We start from the raw sequence: 22,829 nt of genomic DNA on the forward strand, positions 1-22,829 counted from the left end.
GTTATATCATTCGTTTATTATCACTCCATTCGTAGCTCTACGATCTATAGACTGGATGGATGCTTTCTTATAAACAGCTTGATTTGAAGATGAAGCACTACTGCGAGTTGTGATACTCTTTCCATCAATCAAACTAATCGCAGCATTCAATAATCGCTCTTCGGGATCTCCAAGCGGTAACATTTCAAGTATATCAACATATCCGTCACCTCTTGGCTTGAAAGCTTCATTCATCTCATAATCAGGTGAAAACCCATTGGCATAATCTGTAAAATCAACAGAGTTATATATCTGACAAGTAATAGGATGCATTTTCCACAATTTGTCATCACTTGTATATGGATTTGAACCTACATTTTTTCCTTCTGTTTGCTCTCCAATGAGTATAACATTCTTATCACCCATGTGAGGGCGTAGTGAATTAATTACCATCTCCGATGCAGAGGCACTGATACTACTCACTAATACATATATCTTTTCCATATTTAAATTCTGACCACCAGGCGCTAATGTTGTTTTTGTTACCTCAATAGGAGATGTACCAGACTTTTTGTCGTTGTATTTTAAATAGCCGAAAGATTTACCAAGAGCTGTTTCAGGAGCAAGTATTGCACATAATAGTCTGGCAGAGGTAAGTAATCCGCCATTGTTATATCGCAAATCCAATACAAATTCATCTACTCCTTTGAGTCGTGCAGAAATTGTACGGAGTTCATTGTCATATGACTTATCCTTTTCGTCTTTCCCATCAGTAAAGTGGTTGTATACCAAATAACCAACTTTCTTATTTTTTACAGGGCTGGTTATTATATCATAATGAAAGACCGGATTGTCTTCTACCGGGCATGCAGATTCTACTTCAACATCCTTAGGATTAATAAACTTATTCGCTGTCGGATCGAATTCTACAATAGTAAGCGTACATTCTTCACTCCCATATAAAGAACGGTAATTACTGTTGGTTAGAGGGGCATTGTTTATTTTTGATATCCAATTTCCTCTTTTCAGATTAGCATCTGATGCAGGAGTATTAGGAAGTACGTATTGAATCAGTGCTCGTACTTCATCGCCATAATTTACACCTGTAAACTCAAAACCATATGAATAATCAGTTTGAATTGAACTTCGTGTATCCTTGGATAAATCCTCAATAGATGAATAGAAATAATGACCGGTTGTTTTTTCATCTATTTTATAATCCTTTCCATCCTTCTCAGATAATAATGACATGAAGAAGTCTTCAGGCTTTACATCCTTATATTTTAGTTTACTAGCTTCCGGAATATCCTTATACCAATAATATTCCTTTCTCATCGTGTCTTCTATCCATTTCTGGATGTCGGTGCGTTCGTTCTTTTCTCCACCATCGTTTCCCCCGGGTTCATTATCGTCATCGCTACATGCGCTTGCCAACAGGGCGATAAACAGGAAAAATACATACTTTGTGAACTTCATATCTTTGTTATTTGCTGTGTAATACATGCAAATATACGAATTAGAACTTTCAATTATCCTTCTTCTTTTATATATTTGCATGATAATTAACAAACATCGTACATGCATCAGAATCGTAATTTCGTTTATTTTGTGTAGCATTTGGGTTTGGCCTATACTCTAAACCTTGGTTTGGGGCTATGCCTTGAACATTTCTCCCTTTATCTTTTTATTAGTAAAAGCGGATGAATGCAGTGATGCATTTCGTCCCGGTGTTTAAATCTTCAAGTTGAAATTACGATGAATAACTGGAAAAAAGTATTCGCTATTATATGGACAGGTCAGCTGTTCTCCATCCTCAGTAGTTCTATTGTTGGATTCGCTATTATCATTTGGTTAAGCATTAAAACAGAGTCGGCCGAAGTGCTTGCACTGTCTACTATGGCGGCATTGTTGCCGCAATCGGTGTTGGGATTGGTGTCGGGTGTGTTTGTTGACCGTTGGAACCGGAAACTCACCATGATCCTTTCCGACTCGTTTATTGCTATTTGTACTTTACTGCTGGCTATCTTGTTCTTTGTGGGAACGGCAGAGATATGGCATATCTATCTACTACTCTCTTTTCGTTCTTTTGGATCGGCATTTCACTCGCCGGCTATGCAAGCATCCATTCCTTTGTTAGCACCAGCAAATCAGTTGACACGGATTGCCGGTATTAATCAGGTCATTTATTCGGTATGCAATATTGCCGGACCCGCATTGGGGGCGTTGTTAATTGGGATTATGGATATCAGTTATATCCTGTTGTTGGATGTGGCTGGAGCTGCTATTGCATGTACCTCTTTACTGTTTGTATCCATCCCCGATCCGGAAAAGAAAGAAAAAACAAAACTGAATATACTGAAAGACCTGAAAGAGGCGTATTATGGTGTGCGTCAGATCAAAGGTTTGCCCACTCTGATCATACTATGTGTAATGGCGACTTTTGTGATTATGCCTGTTAGTGCACTGTTCCCTCTAATGACATTAAAACATTTCTCGGGTGGCGCCTTCCAAATGAGTATTGTGGAAGTAGGCTGGGGAGTGGGTATGCTTATTGGTGGAGGAATCATGGGAATCTTTTCTATCAGAACCAATAAGGTGCTACTGGTTAACGCTATGTATATTATCCTTGGAGCGAGCTTTTTCTTATCGGGATTACTTCCGGCTAATGGATTCTGGTGGTTTGTCTTCCTAACAGGAGTAGGCGGCATGGCGGGCAGTATTTATAATGCCTCTTTTATATCGGTTATCCAGACACGTGTTGCTCCGGATATTCTGGGCCGCGTATTTTCGGTCTTTGGAAGTGTGAATATGTTGCCCGCTATGCTTGGTTTGCTTGGAACCGGATATGTTGCCGATTTAATAGGCCTTGATCATTCGTTTTTGATCTCGGGAGGGATTGTTTGCCTAATTGGGATTGTTTCCTATTTCTATCCGTCGATGCTGGCGTTGGGGAAGAATGAAGTATGATGAAAATATGCTCTTTCGTGCATTGGGCGGTTCACGAACCGCCCCTACGGCTAACTAATATGCCCGGTATACCAGGGTTTTGTCTCTGACAAGTAAAGTGAAAGGATTGGTATTCGCTACATTCAATGTGCCTTGCCACCAATTAGTGAATGTAGAAAGCGGATATTTAAGGCCACGGCCTCTCAACGGTTGAGCTTTGAGCGATATAACCGATACAGGCTGTCCGGCATAAGCTTCAAAGATAGAATCAATTTTGATAGGATTGAATACACCATAATCTGTGATGATCATTACGTCATCGAGCATATCCATGTAATCAAGTAGCAGGCTGATGTTTCCGATGGCATGATCTTCACGCTTTCCGGTTGCCCCTACAATGTAAACGGTTCTCATGCGTTGCGAGATACAATAATCGACAGCTTTTGTCAAATCATTGGTTTCAGGATCTGAAGAGTAATAAATGATATTGGCAAATCTGGCTTTGTTCTCCGGGGTAAGCGAGTCACCATCACCTACAATGATATTTGGAATAAATCCCTGATTAACATATTCATTTGTAGCACCGTCACAACAAATTACATGCTTGGCATTCTTCAGTAAAGTCAGCGGAAGCGGATGAGTCGGGAAGTTTCCATTGGCTAAAATTACAGCATCGGGAATTGAATTCTCCGTAGGCATAGGATAATATCTTAGATTTTTGCGCATACTTATTCATTTATGCAGACTGCTTCTGCATGATTTGCTTCCATTTTAAGTAGCCAAAGATAGCGATAATTGTATAAAGGGCGTATAGCCCTGCTGTGAAATTTAACTCTTTATAAACATATAACCCCGAACTGACAATGTCTACCCCAATCCATACAAGCCACTGTTCTACATACTTGCGTGCAAGCATCCACATACCAATAATGCTTAATGCTGTAGTGAAACTGTCCAACCAGGGTACGGTGCTGTCTGTGAAGGAGATCAGTATCCATGCGATGGCGAAAAAGGCGACAAGGAAAACTATGGTAAGAGGCAGGATTACCTTCGAGGGAGTATGTGTGATGGGAAGCTCTCCCTTCGCATGTTTCTTACCTCCAAACGTCCAGAATACCCATCCGTATATAGCCGCTAATAGATAGTATATGTTAATTCCCGTATCTGCATATAGTCCGGCTTCGTAATATACAAATATGTAGATAGCCGGCATAATAATGCTGGCTATCCATAAGTGGATACTGGCTTTATATTCTAACCATAGGTAGATTAAGCCTACGAATGTGCCTAGTATTTCGAGGTAGTCCATTTAGAATTTTAATGCAATGTTGAATAAAACATTCGTCCCTGCCATCGGGTAATAACGCGGATCATTATAGATCGTGGCATTTCCCACTTTATTACCTTCTGCATCTGTTTCGTATACGGCGGCTGTTTGTGAATAGCCGTTTGTTTCGTACTTCTTATTGAAGATGTTGTACACGGTAGCGCCTACTGTTACTCCTTTGGTGTATGGAACATTAAAAGTATAACCGGCATGCAGGTGACTAACAAAATAAGCATCCAAAGAGTTCTCCTTAACACCCGCATTATCCAGATATTGGCGGCTCACGTATTGCGATTGGAAAGAGGCTTCCCATCCTTTGTGGCTGAAACTGATGAGGCTTCCCGCCATGAATGAGGGAGAAAAGGCGATAGGCGTTGTTCCTAGTTCGCGTGCTGTTTGTGTATATAACTCATCCCATGATTCATTATAATCACTAACGTATTCTACATAATTCTTTATGCGGTTCTTGCTCCAGGTAGCGTTTACATCCCAACGGAGCCAGGGGGTTATCTTGGCTCCGGCGGTCAGTTCAAGTCCCATGCGGTAGCTATCTTTTACGTTTTCCGCCATCGGTTCGCCAATTTCGTTAAGTCTGCCGTTCAGTACAAGCTGATCGGTATAGTCCATGTAGTACAGGTTGGCTCCGGCGGTGAAGCACTTGCCCCGGTAGGTGTATCCCAGTTCATAGTCGAACATCTTCTCGGGTTTGGGGAATTTGGTGAAACCTCCATCGGTGTAGTTATTACGACTAGGCTCTTTTTGTGCTACGCCAAAAGAGGCGTATGCGCTGTTCGAGCGGTTAATCTGCCAGAACAGTCCGGCTTTGGGGTTGAAGAAATTGAAGTCCTCGTTGATATCCAAACGTTGGAGCTTGTCGTAACCCTCACGGAAGTCCCACTTATCGTTGTTGCCGTTGATTTTGTATTTGATATAACGGTATTGCATATCTGCATATAGGTTGACTCCGCTGCCCAGGTCGTAGTTTGCTTTGGCGTAGATATTGCCATCGGTCTTTCTGCCGGTGTTGCGGTAGTATTCATGATCGGCAGCCAGATCGCCGATATAGTTTTTTACCCAGAGCACTTTACCATAGTGGTCGTTGGTGTAATAGTTCAATCCTCCTCCAACGGATGCGTCCAGGCGATTGGTTCTGTAGTTGAATGAGAACACACCACCGCCGAAATCGCTTTCAACAAGTTTCTGGCGGACAAGATTGCTTTTCTTATATGTAACGCCTTCAATTGTATAAGGAGTTAAGCCGTATTCTTTCAATGTTCTTCCGTTCTTATATTCCTGATAATAGCCGTATCCATCGGTATAATGCAGGGCTACATTCATGTTCCACTCGGGCGAGAAGGTATGGTTAACCAAGAGTTGATAATGGGTTTGGCGGTAATTATCCATCTGGTCGTCGTAGAAGCCAATTGTTTTTGCATCTTCTGCATCTTCATTGCCCTCTTTTATTTTCCCGTTCGGATTATAGCGGCGGTTGGTTTTCAGCATATCCTTGCTTATTCCATCCCAGGCGTGGTAGGTTTGTTCTTTTCCTCCGAAGGTGATTAGTTTTACTGAGGTGTTTTCACCGTAGTAGCCTCCTTGCAGGAAATAAGATTTTAGGTCGGATGTGGCTCTGTCGCGGTAGCCATCGCTCTGGATGTTTGAAACCCGGGCATCGAATGCCCAATGGTTATGTAATAGTCCGGTTCCTACTTTAAACGTTTCTTTATTCGTATTGAAGGAGCCATACGAACCGGATACTTCTGCATAGGCTTTCGACGGAATTCCTTGTGTACGCATATTGATTGAAGCGCCGAATGCCCCGGCTCCATTGGTCGATGTTCCCGCGCCGCGTTGTATCTGCATATCTTCCAGAGAAGAGGCGATGTCCGGGGTATTCACCCAATAAATAGAATGACTTTCGGCATCGTTCATCGGTATGCCGTTGGTGGTGATGTTGATGCGGGTGGCATCTGTTCCGCGGACACGGATGCTGGTGTAGCCCACTCCGCTACCGGCATCGGATGTGGTAAGTACCGAGGGGGTAGAGGTGAGTAGGAACGGGATATCCAGTCCGAAGTTTTGTTTGTTAATTTGTTCTTTGTTCACATCGGTAAAAGCTACCGGTGTTTTGGATGTAGCACGGGTGGATACAATTTGTACTTCTTCGAGTGCAACGTACTGTAAACTGTCTTTAGGCGCGCTTTGTGCAAATGCAGCGGTTCCGGCACTTAACATGCCGACCAGCATTATGGCTTTCCTTTTCATTTTCTTCGAATGCTTTTATTTGGTTAAACAGAAAAGGGGTACTTTTCTATATCTTCCCTCCGCCGGCATTACCCGGATCAGGTCAATGGGTATGTTCTCAGCCCGTCATGTTGGGGCACCCCTGTGTGAGAATTTCGTGGTGCAAAAGTAGACAATATAAATGGAGCAGCAAAGGAAAATGTCCAAAAGTGCCGTAAGGGCGTTTTTACGTTTGCAGCAAACATCAACTTGCGTTTGCTGCAAAGACAACATTGCGTTTGCTGCAAACGTAAGTTGGTGTTTGCTGCAAACGCAAAATGGAATGTCGGAGATTTATATATACTAATACCTATTGATTACGCGGAACCCAGACAATCATATTACTCTTTCCGCGATTATCCCATGCATAATACGGGATTGCTTTTGTTTCATTACTGTTAATCGTTACTACGCCACCAAGAAGATCGGCTTCCCATTTGTATTCAAGAGTAGCATTATCGGCAAGTGTTGCTTTTAGTACATCTTCTTTATTGTCTATACTTTCCAGACAATACAATATAGGACCTCTTTCCACAGAAACCCGGCCTGTGTTTGCCTCAACGTTTTCGTTGGTAATAGTCCTGTTGATGGTCATAGGTAGGGATAGACTGACTACATCACCTTTGTTCCATTCCCGGTTTACAGCGATATAGCCATCTGCCCCGATTCTATAATCTATCGGCTTATTATTAAGTGATAGGGTGACCCCGGACTTTTGATCGCTTGTATTTATATAAGTATATAAATCGCTCGGAACAGGTTTGTTCTGCGCCCATCCGGGGACACGCAATTTAAGTGTAAACTGCGCGTCCTTTTGCGGGTCTACTGTGATGTCAATCTTACCATCCCAGGGGTATCCGGTCTTTTGATTTAAGGAAACCATTTGATTAGCTGCCTGTATCTCCGTATGACTATCGACATACAGGTTTACATAAACCTGGTCATCTTTTTGCGCATACACATATCCGGGGATGGATGCCATGAAGCGACATAAATTACTGGGGCAACACGCGCAGCCAAACCATTCACTACGTGTATAATCGCCGTGAGATTCTAACGGGTTAGGATAGAAGAAATGATCTCCCGAAAGACTAATGCCCGAGATAACACCATTATATAACGTTCTTTCCAAAACATCATAGTATTTGGCTTCACCGTGGTTTAGGAACTGCCTGTGGTTCCAATACACATTCCCTATAGCGGCGCAGGTTTCGCAATATGCACTGTGGTTGGGTAGTTCGTAGTTCTCTCCGAAAGCCTCTCCATCGTGGCGTGCTCCGATGCCTCCGGTGATATAATATTTCTTGGATACTACATTATTCCAGATATTATCAATGGCCTTTTGATAAGCAGGATCTCCGGTTAATGCGGCAACATCTGCCATGCCCGAATACATATATACCGCCCTTACGGCATGTCCCACAGCTTCGTCCTGCTCGGTGACAGGTTTATGCGACTGGCAATAAGCTCCTCTTTCTCCGTTGCCTTTCAAATTCAGAAAGAATCTGGCAAGGTCCAGGTATTCTTTTTTGCCGGTTGCCCTATACATCTTTACCAGTCCCATTTCAACAATTTGATGGCCGGGCTCGTAGGTTAGCTTGCCCGGACCAAAGTCGCGTACCAGTAGATCGGCGCTTTTTATTGCCACATCTAATAACGTCCGTTTGCCCGTGGCCTGGTAATGCGCCACTGCCGCTTCGTATAAATGCCCACAGTTATATAGTTCGTGGCTAAGGTCGGGAGTTTTCTCCCATCTCTTTTCTCCCACCCATTTGTGAAGGTTTCCGGGTTCGCCGGCCGTGCGTGGCGTGAAGAGATATCCATCTTTCTCCTGCGCCTGCACAATAAGCGAGATGAGCGTATCCATTCTGGCTTCCAAAGCAGCGTTCGGAAACATCTGGATGGAGTAAGATGCGCCTTCCAGTATCTTGTAAATGTCGGTGTCATCGAAAGGGTATTCGGTATTGAAATAGCCATCCATTAATCCGGCAGCCTTCTTGAAGTTATCTACTCTTCCCGTGATTTCGCACTGATGCAGGGCAATGGGTATGGTCACCTCCTGATTGGTTTTTATACGGGGTGCCCAGAAATCATCGGTGAACTTTACGTCGGTAAATGAGATGGAGCTAATGGGGTAGTCCGTAGAAACTTCCCCGGCCGGTTGGGAAGTGCAACCGGCCAGTGTTAGTGAACTAAGAATGATTGTTAGAATCGTTTTCATATCTTTTGAGATTTAATCTGTTTATAACCCATCTTGCGAGTAACCGTCATTCTGCTTCAGGTTCGGATTCTTCTCCCGCTGTGATCTTGGGATCGGTAGCAAACTGCGGTAGCCTTCACTCGGATCGTGAGAGAACCAGGCTTTCGTGGTATATACTCCAAAGCGTATCATATCCTGACGCCTGCGAGCCTCCTGGTTGAATTCCCAACCCAGTTCGTCGAGGAAGCGGCCATACTGAACATCTGCTCCTCCTTCGAATGTGTTTGGCACCAGATTATCGCGACGACCGTAATCATAAACGCTGCCTTCCAAAAGTTGTGCGCCTGTAACCTTGGCCTTTTCAGGTTTAGACTTGAAGTTACGCTTTCTTACCTCAGTCACGATTTCTGCGGCGTCATCGGCAAGCCCTTGTCTCAGAAGCGATTCGGCTTTCATCATCAACACATCAGCATATCTGAACAGAGGGAAGTCGTTACTTAATTGTACACGTGCACCCATTTCGATTTCAAATTTACCGTGACGAAAGCCATGCACCTCTTCCGAATCGGCAATGCTTGGAACTTCATTGATAAACGAAAGCGGCTGACCGGACATATTTCCCATCGTACACATCAACAAGTCGCCGCCGGCAGAGAGCTGATCGCCCTGAATCCAGTTGTCATACAATCTTTGGTCGTCTTCATCAAAGGTGTCAATGAACTGTGGTACCGCGCAAATACCGCCCCAGGGACTGGAAGAAAGATTATACGTGGCCTGATTAGCCGGTTGTAGAGTCTGCATATGGATATCGAACGCATTCCAGTCGGTAACATACTGGTCATCGAAAGGCAGAGCGAAGATAATTTCCTTGGCATTTTCATTATTGGTGGCGAATACATCTCTTTGTGTGGCATCCAGTTCAAATAGCCCGGAACCAATAACTTTGTTGCATGCTTCAATACATTCCTGCCACATCGGGGTACCGGTATATACTTCGGCATTGAGGTACATTTTGGCGAGTAGCGACCATGCAGCCCAGGTGTTGAAACGACCATAAGATATGCCGCCTTTTGCGTCACTCAAGTATTGCATGTTCTCGGTAACTTCCTGTATAACGAAGTCAAAGACTTCTTTCCGTGTGGATTGTTCGGGAACATAACCTTCGGGCACATCATACTTAGTCATGATAGGCACATTGCCATACAAATCGCAAAGCATATAATAATACGAAGCACGCAACACCTTTAATTCGGCAATAGTCTCCTCTTTACCATCGGTAACAGGGATACTACCGGATTCAATCTGGTATAACACGCGGTTGCAGTTATTTACACCTGCATAAAGATGGTTCCAGCAATTGTTAATCACCTCATGGTCTGTACTCCATTGGTGTTCAAATATAAGCCGGTGTACACCACCGTCCACCCAGCCGTTAGGGCGTCCGGGTATAACAGACTGGTCGGATGATACTTCCATTATACGCATAATGCTGTTCCAGAACAAGAGCGCTTCTCTCCAGTTTACATATGCAGATCCCACCAGTGACGCAAGGTCCTCGGCGGTTGGTTCAAACTCTTCCGAAATGATCAATGAGTAACTCTTGTCATGCAGGCTGGTACAGTTGACGCAAACCAGCGATATAATTCCAATGAGGAAGATTGATATTTTTGTTTTCATTTTAGTCAGATTCTTTAGTTAAAATACAATGTTTGCTCCCACGGTGAATGTTCTTGTTGTAGGGTATTTGTCACGGGCGTCGTTACCAGGTGAAAGTCCCACTCTGTTTACTTCCGGGTCCATTCCTTTATACCCGGTGATGGTGAAAGCGTTCGAAACAGAACCATAAACGCGAATGGACTTGATGTATTTTGTACCGGTTTTCGGGAAGTTATATCCCAGGGTGATGTTGTCTATCTTCCAGAAATCGCCGTCTTCAATATAATAACTGTTGAATTCCAATGGCATCTCCTTGCTCAACACCGCCTTACCGAATACTTTATGTTCGGACGATTTCAGACGGTTGTAGTTCATAATGCTTGTATTCTCGTAGTACATACGCTGGAAGTTCAGGATCTGGTAATCGAATGCTCCGCGCATGGTGATGCTTAAATCCCAGTTCTTGTATCTGAAGTTATTGTTCCAGCCGGCATAGAATTTAGGCAAACCATTGCCAAGTACATGCTTGTTATCGTTGTTCTTCATGCTGAGGAAATCGTCATAGCCCACATGGTTTCCTTCTCCGTCAAGGTAAATCCATTTTCCATTCTCGTCGACATCTACTACCTTGTAACCAAAGAAATCGCCAATCTTACCGCCAATTTCTATGCGGTGTGTGTTGGTCTGGATCGGTTCGCCGGTACCTCCCTCATAAAGGTAATTGGAGGAAACCTGATAAAGATCATTCGACAGGCTGACGAGTTTGTCGCTGTTTGTTGAGAAGTTTACGCTCGAACTCCAACTGAAATCCTTTGTCTGAACCGGAATGAAGTTCACTAATATTTCCAGACCTCTATTGCGTAGTTTACCCACATTGGCTGTTGTACTGTTAACCAGGTTGGGAGGAACAGGCACAGAGAAGCTATAAATAAGGTCCTTGATGTCGCGGTTGTAATAATCAATAGAGCCACTGATGCGATTGCCTAACACGCCGAAGTCAAGACCGACATTCCATTCATGCTTTTCTTCCCATTTGATATGGCGGTTGGTGTTCCGGTCGGGAAGTAAGGTTCTGATCCATTTCCCATCCGAATAATAATAACCGGAATATTTAAGTGTAGCTGTGCCAATGAATGGATCGTTTGGCTGGCTTCCGGTTACACCGTAGCCTGCGCGTAGTTTCAGATCATCAAAGATATTCAGGGATTTGATGAAGCTTTCTTCACTTAAGCGCCATCCAAGTGATACGGCCGGGAATAGCCCCCATTCGTTGTTGGTGTTTACCAATTGGCTTGCTCCTTCGTATCGTAAACTCGCCATGAAGAGGTAACGATCTTTGAATGAATAGGTTGCCCGGCCAAAGAAACCGATCAGGTTGTTCTCTCCTCTGTCGCTGCTGAGGCTGCTTTTCTTATCGGATAGACCTTCGCCGAGTTGTATTTGTGAGTAACCGAAAATGTCGGTAGGGAAGTCTTCATTATTGATCCAGAATTTATAATATTCATTTTCCTGGTAACTGTATCCACCCAATATGGAGAATTTATGATCGCCGATTGTTTTACTGTATTGAGCGGTGAGGTCCATCAGGCGGTCGATAGATTCATCCTGTCCGTTGGATGCAAAACCATTCTTAGAGTCGCGGATATTGGAGATGTGGTTCTTGGTTTCCGAATATCCTCTTGTCTGGTTGTATTTACTGTACGAGAATAAGGCGGTTAGGGTTAAATCCTTGATTGGATTATAAGTCAGGTTCGCATTCAGGCGGGAGAACTGCGATTTGTTGCGGCCATCACTTTCGTACAGACGCGACACGGGGTTTTCATAGTTGAACAGTCCGGGTTCTTCATACCACGCCCCGTCTTCGTTCTTAACAGGAGCGGTTGGATTCATGATCTGTGCCTGACGGTAGGTATAACCATTGAAACTATACCCGTCTCCGGTGGTTGTATACCGGTTTTGGGTGTTGATGATCTCGAAGCTCGCTTTCAGTTTATCGTCGAACATGTTGTGATTGATCTTCGCACGGATGTTCAGGTTTCTATTGTCCGATTTCTTAAAGATACCTTGCTGGTCGCGATAGTTGGCATTCAACAGATAGTTTGTTCTTTGGTTACCGCCTGTGAAACTCAGGTTGTGAACATGACTGAACGGGGTTCTGGTTACTTCTTTGAGCCAGTCGGTGTCGTGACCTTTATCCCAGCTTTCCGGGCGGTAACCTTCGGCTATTTGCCGGCGGTAGTCGCTGGCGGTAAGCATATCCATCTTTTTGGCAATGGCTTGCGTATAGACGTAGGTGCTGTATTCCACCCGGTTGAAGTTGGTCTCTTTGGCTCTTTTGGTGGTAATGATAATTACGCCGTTTGTACCGCGTGTACCATAAATAGCGGCTGCCGAGCCGTCTTTAAGTACATCGATACTTTCGATATCATCGGGCGAGATGAGGTTAAAGTCGCCCGGTACGCCGTCGATGATAACCAACGGGTTGGTGTTTGTTCCGTTAATGGTGGAGCGTCCGCGTAACAACATCTGTGTGCCTGCCGTAGGGTCGCCCGATGTTAATGAAATGGTCAGACCGGCTACTTTACCCTGAATGAGTTGCCCTACATCCTGGGTCATACCTTTGTTGAATTCATCGGATTTGATGGTGGATACGGAGCTTGTCAGGTCGCCCCTGCGTTGGGTGCCGTAACCGATTACGACAACCTCGTCCAGGCTGAAGTTGTCTTCCTGAAGGATAATAGACAAGGCGGTTTTACTGTCTACTGTGACTTCCTGGGCGATATAGCCTATGTAAGAAATGACCAATTGGTCGCCGGGATTGGCGCGTAGCGTAAAGTTTCCGTTGAAATCGGTGATGGTTCCGCTAGCGGTTTTCTTCACCATAACGCTTGCACCGATAATCGGCTCTTTGTTTGCGTCGGTGACAATGCCTCGTACCTCTATGCCCGATTGTTTGACTTCCTGTGCTGTTTGTACCGCTTTGCTTTCCGGTTGCGCACGTAAAATGATGTAGTCATTATCAAAGATATATTCAAGATTCGTATCTTTCAGCGCCTGACTGAGTATCTCTTTTACTTTTCCTGTGGTAGACTTAACTGTAACTGTTTGCTTGGTTTCCAGTTTGTTATTACTGTATACCACCAGGTAGCTGGTTTGCTCTTCGATTTCTTTGATGAGTTGCTCGAGTGGCATCTTCTTTGAAGTAACATGCACGGTTGCTTCTTGTGCGGATGTGTTTGTAGCCATGAGCTGGAAAACACAAATAAATAACAAGAATAACGATATCTTCATAACTTTAACAGATTTATCATGTTTTTGGAGACATGATGGTATAGACAAAGGATTTATTTTCATAACTTTGTGATGTTAAATGAATTCTTTTAATACTAGATTTGAGTTTGTTTGACTTCTGTACGGCGGGTGTGGGGCACTTGCCGTACTCTTTTTCAGGGGGTACGGTTATTTTCTCATAGGCAGTATGTGTTTTTAGTATTAGACAATAGGTTGATTATATAATTTCAATAATGTTGTTTACATCATCTTTCTTCAGTTTAAATCCGTTCGTTTTTTGTAATATTCTTAATATCTCGTACGGGCCGTCTTGCTGGCGGAACTTTCCGGAATAGATTTGTTCTCCTATTTTCTCGTTGGCGATGATTACTTTTGTATCATAGTGCCATTCTATTTTCTTCGCGATCTCGGACAGTGGTACTTTATCGAAGAACAGAATGCCCTGTTTCCAAAGGAAGTCGTTTTCATTTTCCAGTCTGGTGATCTTGACTTTACCGTCGCCCAGATTCAGGTTTTGCATGGGCTTGAGTCGTATTTTGCGGGAGTTGCCGGTGAAGCCGACCTCTACCGACCCTTCCAACAGGCTGACGTCGGTAGACGCTTTGTTTTCATCGCACTTAATGTTGAAAGTGGTACCCAATACATTGACCCGGAGCGATGGGGTGGATACAATAAAGGGGTGCTCCGTGTTTCGGGTTACTTTAAAATAGGCTTCGCCCTGCAATTCAACCTCTCTTGTTTCGCGGTTGAATTGTGATGGGTAGCGAATGGAAGAACGGGCATTCATCCAGATTTCTGTTCCATCGCTCAGTGTCAGCATGGCATGTTGCCCGGCGGGGACGGAAAGGGTGTTGTATTGAATGCTGTTCAGGGCATTATAGTCATAATAGAAATAAGCCGCCATCCAGGAACCTGCAATAAGTAAGGTGGCGATGGCTGCATATTGGGCAATCTTTGTGTATAACCTCCGGAGGCGGTTTCCACGTTTTTGAGCAAGGAATAGTTTATAGCTGGCGCTTCCTTCCTCCTGGTCGCGCTGGGTGCCGGATAGAGCCATAAGTCCGTTCAGGTTCCGGTAGGCATTGAATTCTTCTTTAAGGCTTTCGTCTTCTTCGATTGCCTGTAATAGTTCAACGCGCTCCTTAGGGGTTAACTCTCCGGTGAAGTATTTTATGATATAGTCTTTATCCATTTATTCCTGGTTGTATATGTTAGTAACGAATGGAATTTGGAATCCCCCTAAAATAAAAAAGAAATATTTAAAGGTATAGATAAAAATAGATAAAATGACTTGTAGGGGCGGTTCGCAGATTTACTACTCGATAAATAAGAAAAAGAACAATGGAAGATAATCCTTCAGTTCATTCCGTAATTTTTTATACGCAATAGTAATCTGTGATTCAATCGTTTTAACCGAGATGTTTAGTTCTTCCGATATCTCTTTTTGCTTTTTACCTTCAATCTTACTTTTAATGAAAATCTCCCTGCATTTCTCGGGCAGTGTTTGAATGGCCTGGGCTATTCGTTGCTCAATATCCCTTTCGTCAGAGAAACTATGATTGAAAACATCAAGTGATTGGAGATTGGCGCGTAGCGTAAGAAAGTATTCTTCCGTGATTTTATCTTCTGCTTTCTGAAATAACACCTTGCGCCTAAGATGATCAACGCATTTGTTCTTTACCGACATAAACAAGAAAGCCAGCAAATTACTATGCGATGAGAAAGTGTCCCACCTTTCCCATAACCCCGTAAATACATCATGGACAATGTTCTCGGCATCTTCTTCTACCAGCACATATTCCCGGGCAAAGCGCTTTAATCTTGAATAGTGTAAAACATACACTTTTTCGAAGCTTGTGTTCTCATCCCCACGATTCATGGTCTTTGCTTTATGTTATTGGATATAGTATTAGATCTATATTTTGACAAAGTTAAAACAATATTTGATATAGCATCCTATTCCTGTATTGAATTTATAGCATTCCGCCATATGGATGGTTGCAAAAATATTTTTGGGGTAGTGTAACATGTGTTACACTTTTGATGCAACAGCCTGCATTACTTTTGTTCCCGGATTAATTAAATAATAAATAAAATTATGGATCGTATGTTTTGTTTTCAATGTCAGGAGGCAGCCGGCGGAAAAGGCTGTACTGTAAAGGGAGTCTGTGGCAAAGAGCCGGAAACGGCGCATCTGATGGACCTGTTGGTTTATGTGGTTCGTGGTATGTCGGGCGTAAATGAAACGCTGAGAACCAAGGGGTTGGCAAGTAAAGAAGCCAGCTGGCAAATACTTGACGCATTGTTCTGTACCATTACCAATGCCAATTTTGATGATGATGCTATTCGCGAACGGATAACCCGGGCTTTATCTGTTAAGGCCCGGTTGGTTGGTATAGCAAAGGCGAATAATATTTCGCTACCTGCATTGGATGAGATCTACTTTGAGGCCTTTCCCACTCAATATCATGCATCTGGAAGCACGGTTGGCGTATTGAATGAGGCCAATGAAGACATACGTTCGCTCAAACAACTGATAACGTATGGAGTTAAAGGAGCCGCCGCTTATGCCGAACATGCTCTGAATCTGGGCTTTGAAGATGAGGATATTTATCAGATGATTGAAAACGCATTGATGGAGATTAGCCGGAAAGATATTGATGCAGCTCATTTAACAGCGCTGGCATTAAACGTTGGAGAGTGTGGAGTTAAAGCTATGGCTTTGCTGGACAAGGCAAATACATCGGCTTATGGGCATCCGGAGATTACAAAAGTAAATATTGGTGTGGGTAAGAATCCCGGTATTCTGGTAAGCGGGCACGATCTGAAAGACTTCGAGGAGCTACTTATACAAACCGAAGGTACAGGGGTAGATGTGTATACACACAGTGAGATGCTTCCGGCCAATTACTATCCGGCTTTTAAGAAATACCCTCATTTTATTGGCAATTATGGTAATGCATGGTGGAAACAACATGAAGAATTCGAACACTTTAATGGCGTATTCCTGTTTACGACCAATTGCATTGTGCCCCCGTCAAAGTCCAGCACCTATGCCGATCGCATCTATACCACCGGCTCTTCCGGATTGCCGGGCGCAACGCATATTCCTGCCCGTGGTGACGGAAAGCCCAAAGACTTCTCCGCCCTGATAGCTCATGCCCGGAAATGCGCGCCACCTCAGGCCATTGAAGAAGGAGAAATCATTGGCGGATTTGCTCACAACCAAGTGTTGGCTTTGGCCGATAAAGTGGTGGAAGCCGTAAAATCCGGAGCCATCAGGAAGTTTGTTGTTATGGCAGGTTGCGACGGTCGCATGAAAACCCGCTCCTATTATACCGACTTTGCCGAAGCACTGCCCGGCGACTCGGTAATCCTCACAGCCGGATGTGCCAAATACCGATATAATAAACTTCCTCTGGGCGATATCGGAGGTATTCCCCGTGTCCTGGATGCCGGACAATGCAATGATAGCTACTCGCTGGTCGTTATTGCTTTGGCCCTGAAAGATGCTTTCGGACTGAAAGATATTAATGAACTACCCATTGTTTATAACATAGCCTGGTACGAACAAAAAGCAGTCATTGTATTACTTGCTTTACTCAGCCTTGGGGTTAAAAACATCCATCTGGGACCGACCTTGCCCGCCTTCCTATCAGCAAATGTAACTAAGGTCTTGGTAGAGAACTTTGGCATTGGAGGTATTTCTACGGTTGAAGATGATATGAGAGATTGGATGGGTGCATAATCAAACTTCTCTCCTTTAAGATACTTTTCTTGCTTAGGGGAGAGACGTTTGTATCATCAAGGTGATTACAGATAGTAAACGAATAAAGTTAGCAAATTAAGCAACGAAATGCTGAAATAGTTAAATCCAGGCATAAACTTTCTCTTTTTCCCGTTTTTTAATTCTTGATTAATTATCCTGTTAACCTCTCTGTTAAGTAGTCGCATTTACTTTTGTCCTTATACTAATTAAAAACGAAATTATGAAAAGGACACTATTTGCTTTTATTGTGATTTGCACGACAGGATTGTGCTTTGCTCAGGAGAATCCGTTCGTCAGGCATATTTATACCGCCGACCCTTCGGCTCATGTTTGGGAAGATGGTCGGTTATATGTTTATCCTTCACACGATATAGACCCGCCTAAAGGTTGCGATCGGATGGATAGATACCATGTGTTCTCTACCGACGATATGGTAAATTGGACGGATCACGGCGAAATTCTCAATTCAAGTCAGGTGCCCTGGGGTAGGCCCGAAGGTGGTTTTATGTGGGCACCCGATTGTGCGTACAGGAATGGAACCTATTATTTCTATTTCCCTCATCCAAGCGGTACCGAATGGAATAAAACCTGGAAAGTAGGCATTGCAACCAGCAAAAAGCCGGCAAGCGATTTTGAAGTGCAAGGCTATCTGAATCTGGGAGAAGACAACTTTGCCATGATCGATCCTTGCGTATTCGTTGACGATGACGGCCAGGCGTATTTTTATTATGGCGGAGGAGCCCGCTGCGCAGGTGCCAGACTAAAAGATAATATGGTAGAACTTGCCGAACCTCTGACTTTTATGGAGGGTTTGAAAGATTTCCATGAAGCCACATGGGTATTCAAAAGAAATGGTACATACTATCTCACTTATGCCGACAACAACCGCGAAGATGGAAAAGGCGCCAATCGTTTGAATTACGCTACGAGCAAAAATCCACTTGGCCCCTGGACGTATCAGGGTATTTATCTGGAACCTACAGGTTGTGACACCAGTCATGGTTCAGTAGTGGAGTATAAAGGCCAATGGTATGCTTTCTATCACAATAGTGTATTGTCCGGCAGGGGAAACCTACGTTCTATTTGCGTAGACAAATTGTATTTCAATGCTGATGGAACGATACAAAAGGTGGTTCAGACAGGGAAATTATATAAGAAGTAATATTCTTTCAGAGAATACACAGAAAGCCATTTTCGGGCGGTTCGCGAACCGCCCCTACGGAGTGTCTATAATAGTGCATTTCCATTGATCGCTAGTTTGAATTTTAGTTCAAAGAAATCTGCGGCCTTGCGGCAGAGCAACATACGTTCGAGGAAAATCTCGAAGTATTCCATTACCGGGCAAATCTCCGTGTCAATCGTTAGATGAAGCGTAATGGTTTTCTCTTCTTTCTTTAGTTTTACAATCGCCTGTTCTACGGCATAATTAACGCGGTCGTGAATATCTGTGTAAATGGTTGCCTGATTACGTACCCGGCTGCGCCGTACATCCGTTTTATCAGCAAGAATAAGCGCTGCTGCTACCGCATTCACCGGATATGCCGTGGCTTCGTCATGATTTCCAATGGCTGTGATAACTGCTGCCGTATCTTTAGCGTCCATTCCCATCTTATCTAATAAACGGAAAGCCATGATAGCCCCGCTTTGCGCATGGTCTACCCGGTTGACTACATTGCCGATATCGTGCATAAAAGCGGCAATCCTGGCCAGTTCTATCTCATGCGGATCATACTCAAGTTCACTCAATATGTCTCCGGCTACTTCTGCACACTTAGTGCAATGTGCAAAACTATGTTCGGTATATCCTAATGCTTCAAGCGAGGCATCGGCCTGTTTAATATATGTTCTGACTTCCTGTGAATGCTTAATGTCTGCAAATGTGATTCTTTTCATTGGTCTGATCTTATTTTTAATCTGCATCAAAGATAAAGAGAAATTTTAAGTTTTTATTAAGTCCCCAAGCCCGACTCTACTGTAATTGTTAAACTGATACCCGCAGAAAGCTCAACCTATGCCAATAAAAAGATAGTTGACCAGACTGTGCATGATCATAGATTTACATAAAAGAATGTGTATCTTTGCATGATTATGATTCCGGGATAAGGATTAAAGATTTGATATGGAAAAAGTATTGTTACATTGTTGTTGTGCTCCCTGTTCGGCACCCATTATTGAATGGATGTTGAACAATGATATTGTTCCTACTTTATTCTATTTCAACCCCAATATCTATCCCGCCGAAGAGTACCTGATTCGCAAAGAGGAGTGCATAAAATACGCTCTCTCACAGGGAGTTAGTTTTGTAGATGGCGACTATGACCATGAATACTGGTTAACTAAAGTTGCCGGATTGGAAGACCAACCCGAGAGAGGGTCACGTTGCTTCCAGTGTTTTAAGATACGATTGGAGGCAACCGCTCTTTTGGCCTCCGAAATGGGTTTCGCTAAAATCACTACCACACTCGCAGGATCGCGTTGGAAAAGCTTTGCACAAATTGTAGAAGCCGGAAATTGGGCCGCTTCACGAGTGGATGGCATTCAGTTTTGGGAGAAAGACTGGAAGAAAGGCGGACTCACCGAACGCCGGAAAGTGCTGTTGCAGGAAAATGGCTTCTATAATCAACAGTATTGCGGTTGCGAGTTTAGTATAAGAAAATAGTATCTTATAAACCTATATTAGCCACATGCGCAACAGGATCAACCTTAAATACACCCGGGTGTATTCCTCCGAAAGACCCGGGTGTATGGGTATGAAAGACCCGGGTCTAATTGTGCAAAACACCCGGGTCTTTCGGGACTCTTTGGACTTTCAACTGACTCCCTTTCCTATAGTATTCCGGAAGCAATCCTTACCATTGACAAACGATTGATAGTTGCATGCACGAACACAGTTAACATCGTATTCACCCGCACCTCTTAATATCATTCAATGATACTTGTGATATTAGGATGTTACTTCTACATGTAAATTATGTAAAATATAACTCTGATAATCAACAGCTTAATGCGCCAATGTGACTAATGATACTTTTTTTGTGGAAATCCGTTTTGAGATACATCCTTCACACCCTCTCCTCAAACACCTTTATCAACGCATCCTTATAAATCCCTCCAATAGGCAATTTCTTATCCAAAATATGAAGCGTATTCTTGTCTATCAATTCAATACACCTGATCGATACAATATAAGACTTATGTATCCTTACAAACTGAGAAGAAGGCAATTTCTCTTCCAGATCTTTCAGTGAATACAGTGTTGTAATCTTCTGCTTTGTGGTATGAAAAGTAACATACTCCCGCTGCCCCTCAACATACAACAAGCTATCGTAGCTTATGTTATATAGCTTATATCCGCTTTTCACAACAATGCTGCTCTCATGGGCTTTTTCCGGAAGCGGCTCTTCTCTATCAACCACCTGCTGCTGGACTTTATTCTCACCTTTTCTTCCTACCACCTTATTTATAGCCTGTAGAAAACGGGGAAATGCAATTGGTTTCAACAGATAGTCTGCTACATCCAACTCATAACTCTCAACTGCATATTCCGAATAAGCAGTCGTGAAAATAACCGTTGGCGGATTCTTAAGGCTCCGTGTGAATTCCAGTCCTGTAATCTCGGGCATTTGAATATCAGACAACATGATGTCGACTTTCTCCTTTCGTAAAACATCCATTGCTTCAAATACATTTGCCGCTGTTCCTACCTGTTCAAGAAAAGGTAATTTAGAAACATACTCCGACAATAATTTGCGGGCATGGTATTCATCATCAAGTATAAGAACTTTAAATGTCTCGGTCATGATCTCTACTTTGATAGATTTATAAATTGATAGATAATTCTACTTTAAATGAATCCGGATTATCAGTAATTTCCAGCAGATAATCATTCTCATAATAAAGTTCCAGTCTCTTTTTTACATTTTCAATACCTATACCCACTTTGGTTGATTCGGCTTTGTTCTTAATAAGCGGTTGACTGTTTTCAGAAACGAAATGTATTCCTTTCTCTGCGACCTCCAATAAGATATGTATGTAGCTATTCTTATCTACTTCGAGAGGCGTATGCTTAAAACAGTTTTCTACCAAGGGTTGCAAAAGCATCGGAGGCACGGATATATACGAATTATCTTCTACTTTATAGGTAAATGTTATATTCTTATCGTTCTCGAAGCGGAGTTTCTGGAAATCAATAAAGTTTTCGATATAATCAATTTCCTTTGATAGTGGGGTCAGTTCTGTTTCGCAATCCTCCATGACATAGCGCATCATATGTGCCAGCTTTAATACATATCCCGAAGTGTACTGATCTTTGAAATAGATCATCGAGTAGATGTTATTCAATGCATTGAATATAAAATGTGAGTTGATCTGCGACTTTAAAACCCGTGCTTCCAGCATCTTCTTTTCCGACAGTAATTCAGCTTTTAACCTCGCATCTTCTGTTGTTCTTCTATAAAAGAAGATAATGCTGGATATGGTATACGTTAATATAAAAAGAGTAGCATACCGCGAAATGGAGAAGATATGTTTAAATTCGAGGTCCAGATCAATGCCAAGGCAATCAAAGAAATATAATTCGAAACGGGAGCAGACATTCGCAAATAGTACCACCAATATAACAGAACAAATAAAATACCATATCTTTCTGCCCCTTATCAATAGCTTGGGGATCAGTATTTTATGAGTTGTATAATACACAATCAACATACAAACAAAATTCAGTGTCCCTACTTTAAGCGACCACTCTACGCTTATCCAAAGGTTCTGTATAAAGCCTACCAGGTAAATGCTCGTCCAGACAAGTATGGTTTGGCAACTGGCCGATGAACGTATATAATTAAAAATCTTACTCATTGAATATAAAACTAAATGAAATCTGATTTAAATGTAGTAATAATCAGGATATAAAAACAAATTAATTCAATCAAATCCCCAGCATTCGCAACCAATTTAATTGTAGCTTCAACCAAAGTGTATTCCTGGCTATTCTTTCCAATTTAAATGGTTCGTTGTCCATTCATAAACCGTTCGTACAGATAGTTCTTGCGTTCATTGAATTAGTTTTGAAGTGTTGCGGAATTTCTCGTACTTCGCTTTCGAAACCTAGGGCAAGAGCAGGAATGTTAGGTTCTCTTTTAACCGCAGAGTTACGCAGATTAACGCGGAGTTTTAAACTCTAATTTGTGCCTCTGCGTTAATCTGCGTAACTCTGCGGTTAATTAAAATGAAAAGGTATAACGGATAATTTAAGACCTCGCCCCCTTTAAAATATTCTGAAAGTTGAATCGTCTACTTAAATAGATAACGCATTTGAAATGATTTATAAGATGATGAACGAAAAAAACAAAACCGGATTGTACTCACAGGAAGTGAAAGCA

General features: G+C 42.9%; 16 protein-coding genes and 1 riboswitch. Of the genes, 4 read left to right on the forward strand and 12 right to left on the reverse strand.

Annotation, left to right across the window (positions count from 1 at the left end):
- Positions 1-6 precede the first annotated feature (6 nt).
- Positions 7-1,455, reverse strand: a complete 1,449-nt coding sequence (locus D0T87_RS19200) for a S41 family peptidase (protein ID WP_163177080.1) — start codon at positions 1,453-1,455, stop codon at positions 7-9.
- Between the two features lie 279 nt (positions 1,456-1,734).
- Between D0T87_RS19200 and D0T87_RS19205 the strand changes: the two genes are divergently transcribed.
- Positions 1,735-2,946, forward strand: a complete 1,212-nt coding sequence (locus D0T87_RS19205) for an MFS transporter (protein WP_163177082.1) — start codon at positions 1,735-1,737, stop codon at positions 2,944-2,946.
- Between the two features lie 54 nt (positions 2,947-3,000).
- Here D0T87_RS19205 and D0T87_RS19210 read toward each other — a convergent pair whose 3' ends face one another.
- The 8 genes from D0T87_RS19210 to D0T87_RS19245 all read right to left on the reverse strand — a co-directional run bounded on the left by D0T87_RS19210 (position 3,001) and on the right by D0T87_RS19245 (position 15,561).
- A complete protein-coding gene (locus D0T87_RS19210; protein ID WP_163177124.1) occupies positions 3,001-3,624 on the reverse strand; it encodes a thiamine diphosphokinase in 624 nt (207 codons plus the stop codon).
- Between the two features lie 37 nt (positions 3,625-3,661).
- A complete protein-coding gene (pnuC, locus tag D0T87_RS19215) occupies positions 3,662-4,234 on the reverse strand; it encodes a nicotinamide riboside transporter PnuC (RefSeq protein WP_163177085.1) in 573 nt (190 codons plus the stop codon).
- On the reverse strand, positions 4,235-6,517 hold the full coding sequence (locus D0T87_RS19220) for a TonB-dependent receptor (protein ID WP_203558737.1): 2,283 nt from the start codon (positions 6,515-6,517) through the stop codon (positions 4,235-4,237).
- A 37-nt stretch (positions 6,518-6,554) separates the two neighbouring features.
- Positions 6,555-6,650, reverse strand: a riboswitch (TPP riboswitch).
- Between the two features lie 195 nt (positions 6,651-6,845).
- On the reverse strand, positions 6,846-8,756 hold the full coding sequence (locus tag D0T87_RS19225; protein WP_163177087.1) for a glycoside hydrolase family 127 protein: 1,911 nt from the start codon (positions 8,754-8,756) through the stop codon (positions 6,846-6,848).
- Positions 8,757-8,777: 21 nt separating this feature from the next.
- Complete coding sequence (locus D0T87_RS19230) at positions 8,778-10,412, reverse strand: RagB/SusD family nutrient uptake outer membrane protein (RefSeq protein ID WP_163177089.1); 1,635 nt, start codon at positions 10,410-10,412, stop codon at positions 8,778-8,780.
- A gap of 18 nt (positions 10,413-10,430) precedes the next feature.
- Positions 10,431-13,682, reverse strand: a complete 3,252-nt coding sequence (locus D0T87_RS19235; protein ID WP_203558738.1) for a TonB-dependent receptor — start codon at positions 13,680-13,682, stop codon at positions 10,431-10,433.
- Between the two features lie 217 nt (positions 13,683-13,899).
- A complete protein-coding gene (locus D0T87_RS19240) occupies positions 13,900-14,874 on the reverse strand; it encodes a FecR family protein (RefSeq protein ID WP_163177093.1) in 975 nt (324 codons plus the stop codon).
- Between the two features lie 123 nt (positions 14,875-14,997).
- Positions 14,998-15,561, reverse strand: coding sequence for an RNA polymerase sigma-70 factor (locus D0T87_RS19245; RefSeq protein WP_163177095.1), 564 nt, complete (start codon positions 15,559-15,561; stop codon positions 14,998-15,000).
- A gap of 228 nt (positions 15,562-15,789) precedes the next feature.
- Between D0T87_RS19245 and hcp the strand changes: the two genes are divergently transcribed.
- Together hcp and D0T87_RS19255 are read left to right on the forward strand one after the other, a co-directional pair.
- Positions 15,790-17,430, forward strand: a complete 1,641-nt coding sequence (hcp, locus tag D0T87_RS19250; protein WP_370526929.1) for a hydroxylamine reductase — start codon at positions 15,790-15,792, stop codon at positions 17,428-17,430.
- Between the two features lie 241 nt (positions 17,431-17,671).
- Positions 17,672-18,613: a family 43 glycosylhydrolase gene (locus tag D0T87_RS19255; protein ID WP_163177100.1), complete on the forward strand. Its 942-nt coding sequence runs from the start codon at positions 17,672-17,674 to the stop codon at positions 18,611-18,613.
- A gap of 65 nt (positions 18,614-18,678) precedes the next feature.
- Here the strand turns inward: D0T87_RS19255 and D0T87_RS19260 are convergent, their stop codons facing one another.
- The gene (locus D0T87_RS19260) at positions 18,679-19,344 is read right to left on the reverse strand and encodes an HD domain-containing protein (RefSeq protein WP_163177102.1); all 666 of its coding nucleotides are present in this window, start codon (positions 19,342-19,344) and stop codon (positions 18,679-18,681) included.
- A 226-nt stretch (positions 19,345-19,570) separates the two neighbouring features.
- Between D0T87_RS19260 and D0T87_RS19265 the strand changes: the two genes are divergently transcribed.
- On the forward strand, positions 19,571-20,110 hold the full coding sequence (locus D0T87_RS19265) for an epoxyqueuosine reductase QueH (protein WP_163177104.1): 540 nt from the start codon (positions 19,571-19,573) through the stop codon (positions 20,108-20,110).
- Between the two features lie 403 nt (positions 20,111-20,513).
- On the opposite strand, the gene D0T87_RS19270 is transcribed toward D0T87_RS19265, so the two are convergent.
- Positions 20,514-21,251 carry a LytTR family DNA-binding domain-containing protein gene (locus D0T87_RS19270; RefSeq protein ID WP_163177106.1) on the reverse strand — a complete coding sequence of 246 codons (738 nt, stop codon included), beginning with the start codon at positions 21,249-21,251 and terminating at the stop codon, positions 20,514-20,516.
- A gap of 19 nt (positions 21,252-21,270) precedes the next feature.
- The gene (locus D0T87_RS19275) at positions 21,271-22,305 is read right to left on the reverse strand and encodes a sensor histidine kinase (RefSeq protein ID WP_163177108.1); all 1,035 of its coding nucleotides are present in this window, start codon (positions 22,303-22,305) and stop codon (positions 21,271-21,273) included.
- Between the last annotated feature and the right edge of the window lie 524 nt (positions 22,306-22,829).

Source organism: Bacteroides sp. 51 (assembly GCF_010500965.1).
Lineage (GTDB): Bacteria > Bacteroidota > Bacteroidia > Bacteroidales > Bacteroidaceae > Bacteroides.

What these genes read in the sequence shown, in the direction of transcription:
- D0T87_RS19200 (WP_163177080.1), bottom strand. Translation starts at nt 1,455, where the DNA reads ATGAAGTTCACAAAGTATGTATTTTTCCTGTTTATCGCCCTGTTGGCA.
- D0T87_RS19205 (WP_163177082.1), top strand. Translation starts at nt 1,735, where the DNA reads ATGAATAACTGGAAAAAAGTATTCGCTATTATATGGACAGGTCAGCTG.
- D0T87_RS19210 (WP_163177124.1), bottom strand. Translation starts at nt 3,624, where the DNA reads ATGCCTACGGAGAATTCAATTCCCGATGCTGTAATTTTAGCCAATGGA.
- pnuC (WP_163177085.1), bottom strand. Translation starts at nt 4,234, where the DNA reads ATGGACTACCTCGAAATACTAGGCACATTCGTAGGCTTAATCTACCTA.
- D0T87_RS19220 (WP_203558737.1), bottom strand. Translation starts at nt 6,517, where the DNA reads ATGAAAAGGAAAGCCATAATGCTGGTCGGCATGTTAAGTGCCGGAACC.
- D0T87_RS19225 (WP_163177087.1), bottom strand. Translation starts at nt 8,756, where the DNA reads ATGAAAACGATTCTAACAATCATTCTTAGTTCACTAACACTGGCCGGT.
- D0T87_RS19230 (WP_163177089.1), bottom strand. Translation starts at nt 10,412, where the DNA reads ATGAAAACAAAAATATCAATCTTCCTCATTGGAATTATATCGCTGGTT.
- D0T87_RS19235 (WP_203558738.1), bottom strand. Translation starts at nt 13,682, where the DNA reads ATGAAGATATCGTTATTCTTGTTATTTATTTGTGTTTTCCAGCTCATG.
- D0T87_RS19240 (WP_163177093.1), bottom strand. Translation starts at nt 14,874, where the DNA reads ATGGATAAAGACTATATCATAAAATACTTCACCGGAGAGTTAACCCCT.
- D0T87_RS19245 (WP_163177095.1), bottom strand. Translation starts at nt 15,561, where the DNA reads ATGAATCGTGGGGATGAGAACACAAGCTTCGAAAAAGTGTATGTTTTA.
- hcp (WP_370526929.1), top strand. Translation starts at nt 15,790, where the DNA reads ATGTTTTGTTTTCAATGTCAGGAGGCAGCCGGCGGAAAAGGCTGTACT.
- D0T87_RS19255 (WP_163177100.1), top strand. Translation starts at nt 17,672, where the DNA reads ATGAAAAGGACACTATTTGCTTTTATTGTGATTTGCACGACAGGATTG.
- D0T87_RS19260 (WP_163177102.1), bottom strand. Translation starts at nt 19,344, where the DNA reads ATGAAAAGAATCACATTTGCAGACATTAAGCATTCACAGGAAGTCAGA.
- D0T87_RS19265 (WP_163177104.1), top strand. Translation starts at nt 19,571, where the DNA reads ATGGAAAAAGTATTGTTACATTGTTGTTGTGCTCCCTGTTCGGCACCC.
- D0T87_RS19270 (WP_163177106.1), bottom strand. Translation starts at nt 21,251, where the DNA reads ATGACCGAGACATTTAAAGTTCTTATACTTGATGATGAATACCATGCC.
- D0T87_RS19275 (WP_163177108.1), bottom strand. Translation starts at nt 22,305, where the DNA reads ATGAGTAAGATTTTTAATTATATACGTTCATCGGCCAGTTGCCAAACC.